Below are 3,557 nucleotides of genomic sequence, written 5' to 3'. Positions count from 1 at the left end.
GGATGCCATCTCGCCCACCTGCTCGTCGAGACGGTGGCACTGCGCCTCGATCTCGTCCGTCAGCGACGCGATCTGTTCGGCCTCGCCGGCCAGCTCGGTGATCGCGTGGCCGGTCGCGTGCACGACCTCGCCGATCGTGCGCGTGCCCTCGCGCACGCGATGCGCGCGGGCGGCATTGTCGGTGCCTTCCGCGAGCAGGTGCTCGGTCTGCTCGGCGAGCCGTGCGAGCGTCGTCTCGATCTGGGCCGTTGCCTGCCCGGTCTTCGCGGACAGGTTCTTGACCTCGGCCGCGACGACCGCGAAGCTGCGACCCGACTCGCCGGCGCGCGCGGCCTCGATCGCGGCGTTCAGCGCGAGCAGGTGGGTCTGGCGCGCGATGACGGAGATCTCCTCGGAGACGGTCCGCACGTGGTCGAGCGCATCGCGCAGCGCGCCCATCTGGTCGCTGATCGTGGTGACGCCCTCGACAAGGCCGTGAATGTCCGCGAGCGATGCCTCGATCGTCTGCTGCGACTGCTGCACCGCATTCGACGCATTGGCGCTGACGTCGCGCACCTGCTGCGCGGCCTCGGCGATCCGGTGGTTGCCGCGCAGCGTGAGGGCGGCCGATTCGCGCAGCGTGTGGCACACCTCCGCCTGCCGGGCGACACGCGCCGCGACTTCCTCGACGTGGCCCGACACGTCGCAGATCTCGATGCCGAGCTTGCCGGCCTGCTCGGCGATGTCGCCGACGAGCGCGCGCGATGAACGGCGGCCGCGGCCGATTCCGAAGAAGTTCACGTTGGTGGGTCTCCTTGAGGGCACGCGCGTCGGGTTCCCGGCGGATGTTGGGCGTGCGTTCCTGACTTGACGGCCGCACGGCCGCGGACTTGAGGTCGGGTAAACATCGAGATCCGCGTGCCGGAGGGCCGGAGCGGCGCCGGGCAAGGGCGCGTTCGCACCACGTTTGCGCGACGTTTCCGGGGCGGCTGCGCGGCGATGCGGAGCCGGACGGGCGGCCTGTCGCGGCCGCCCGTCCGCAGGCGCTGCGTCAGAACACGTGGTGGATGCCGGCATTGACGCCGACCGTCGTGCCCGGCAACCCGTACAGCGCGCCGCCGGTGATGCCGAGGCCGGTATTCATCGCGCCGTGGTTGTTGACCACGCCGACCTGCGCATACAGCCCGGTTCGCTTCGACAGGCTGTAGTCGGCGCCGATCGCGGCCAGCAGCGAATGATTGTGCGAATCGTTGCGGTCGGTCGTGTACCACGCGCCGGTGTTCAGGTCGAGGGCCGGCGTGACGCGATAGTCGAGGCCGGCGCTATACACGTTGTTGCTGAACGAGCCGGCGACCTTGTAGCTCGTGAACGATGCCTTGCCGGTCACCGGCCCGAACGTGTAGCCGGCGCCGATCGTGCGGCCGACGAACGCGACCGTGCTCGCAACCGGCGTCGGCGACGTGCCGCCGTTGCCGTCGTAGAGCGCCGCGTTGAGCATGAAACCGCCGTTCGTATAGGTGAGGCTGCCGGAATACTGGCGCCCCGCCTGGAAGTCGCCGGCCTTGCCGCCGAAGCCGAACATCGCGCTGGCCGTCAGTCCGGCGATCGTCGGGCTCGTATACGAAATCGCGTTCGGGTTGAAGAGGCCGGTGACGAGCACGTTGTCCACATACGGCACCAGCGCGGCGCCGAAGTGCGAGACGTTGCGCGGGTCCGATCCGAGGATCGCCAGCACGAACGGCGAGAACTGCAGGCCGACCTTCGTTTCGCCGAAGCCGCCGTCGATCCCGACCCACGCCTGGCGGCCGAAGAAGTTGCCGTTCGAATGGCCGAACGCGCCGTCCGTGATGTTGAAGCCGCTTTCCAGCTTGAATCTCGCGTGCAGCCCGCCGCCGAGATCCTCGGTGCCCGTGATGCCGAAGTTGGTCGGCGTCATGCCCGTGTCCGTTAGCGCGAACTGGCGTCCGGCGTTGCCGCCGGTGGCCGAATCGAGCGATCGGTTCGTATAGAGCAATGCGGCGTCGAGATCGCCGTACAGCGTGACGCTGCTCTGCGCGAAGCTGCTCGTGCTGGCGGCCGCGCCGAGCAGCGCCGCGCACATCGTCCATGTCCTGCTCTTCATCGTCTGTCTCCGTTTTGTGAGTGTTGTAATACGTACGACTAATTAACAATGCAATGGCGGAAGCGTTACGAGCCGCCTGCATGCCGTGCCGTCGGGGACCGCACGGCGATGCTTGTCGACGGCGCTGCAACGCGGCTGCGCGCCCGGTGTGAGAGGCGGGCAGGCGGCCGTGCTGCGGCGCCGTGGTGAAGCGGTCCGCCCGCCGTGGCGGGCGGCGTTACATCGAGCGGTTCAACTGCTCGAGGATGGCCGGATTCTCGAGCGTAGACGTATCCTGCGTGATCGCCTCGCCCTTCGCGAGCGAGCGCAACAGGCGCCGCATGATCTTGCCCGAGCGGGTCTTCGGCAGGTTGTCGCCGAAGCGGATGTCCTTCGGCTTCGCGATCGGCCCGATCTGCTTGCCGACCCAGTCGCGCAGCGTCTTCGCGAGCGCCGCCGCTTCGTCGCCTTCCGGGCGCGAGCGCTTCAGCACGACGAATGCGACCACCGCTTCGCCGGTCGTGTCGTCCGGACGGCCGACCACCGCCGCCTCGGCCACCAGTTCATGCGACACCAGCGCCGACTCGATCTCCATCGTGCCCAGCCGGTGGCCCGACACGTTCAGCACGTCGTCGATCCGGCCCATGATCGTGAAGTAGCCGGTCTCCTTGTCGCGCACGGTGCCGTCGCCGGCCAGATAGAGCGTGCCGCCGAGTTCTTCCGGGTAATAGCTTTTCTTGAAACGCTCCGGGTCGCCCCAGATCGTGCGGATCATCGCGGGCCACGGGCGCTTGACGACCAGAATGCCGCCTTGCCCGTTCGGCACGTCCTGACCCGTCTCGTCGACCACCGCGGCCGTGATGCCCGGCAGCGGCAGCGTGCACGAGCCCGGCACGGTCGGCGTCGCGCCCGGCAGCGGCGTGATCATGTGGCCGCCGGTTTCGGTCTGCCACCACGTGTCGACGATCGGGCAGCGCTCGTGGCCGACGTGCTTGTGGTACCACATCCACGCTTCCGGGTTGATCGGCTCGCCGACCGTGCCGATGATGCGCAGGCTCGACAGGTCATAGCTTTTCGGATGGACCTTGTCGTCGGCTTCGGCGGCCTTGATCAGCGAACGGATCGCGGTCGGCGCGGTATAGAACACGGTGACCTTGTGATCGCCGATCATCTTCCAGAAGCGGCCGGCGTCCGGATACGTCGGCACGCCCTCGAACACGACCTGCGTGCCGCCGCACGCGAGCGGGCCGTAGGTGATGTACGTGTGGCCCGTGACCCAGCCGATGTCGGCCGTGCACCAGAACACGTCGTCGGGTTTCCAGTCGAAGGTCCACTTCATCGTCTGCGCGGCCCACAGCAGGTAGCCGCCCGTGCTGTGCTGCACGCCCTTCGGCTTGCCGGTCGAGCCCGACGTATACAGGATGAACAGCGGATGCTCGGCGCCGACCCAGGTCGGCTCGCAGCGGTCGGATTCGCC

The 3,557-nt window shown here is 68.3% G+C and carries 3 protein-coding genes; all 3 read right to left on the bottom strand.

Annotated features, from left to right (window positions below):
• The coding region (locus JMF90_RS29175) for a methyl-accepting chemotaxis protein (RefSeq protein WP_236598054.1) at nt 1-780 on the bottom strand (780 nt) is incomplete at its 3' end.
• A gap of 250 nt (nt 781-1,030) precedes the next feature.
• Entirely contained in the window at nt 1,031-2,101 is a 1,071-nt protein-coding gene (locus tag JMF90_RS29170) for a porin (RefSeq protein ID WP_011547054.1), read from the bottom strand.
• Between the two features lie 217 nt (nt 2,102-2,318).
• Nucleotides 2,319-3,557: acetate--CoA ligase (locus tag JMF90_RS29165; RefSeq protein ID WP_201325761.1), on the bottom strand; the 1,239-nt coding region annotated here is incomplete at its 5' end.

Origin of the sequence: Burkholderia sp. E168m23 (assembly GCF_016586125.1) — a bacterium.
Lineage (GTDB): Bacteria > Pseudomonadota > Gammaproteobacteria > Burkholderiales > Burkholderiaceae > Burkholderia > Burkholderia orbicola.
The sequence above is the reverse complement of the archived record's forward strand: the minus strand, read 5'-3'. Positions and strand labels throughout refer to the sequence as shown.

Coding starts and splice junctions, on each gene's coding strand:
- JMF90_RS29170 (WP_011547054.1), bottom strand. CDS start 2,101: ATGAAGAGCAGGACATGGACGATGTGCGCGGCGCTGCTCGGCGCGGCC.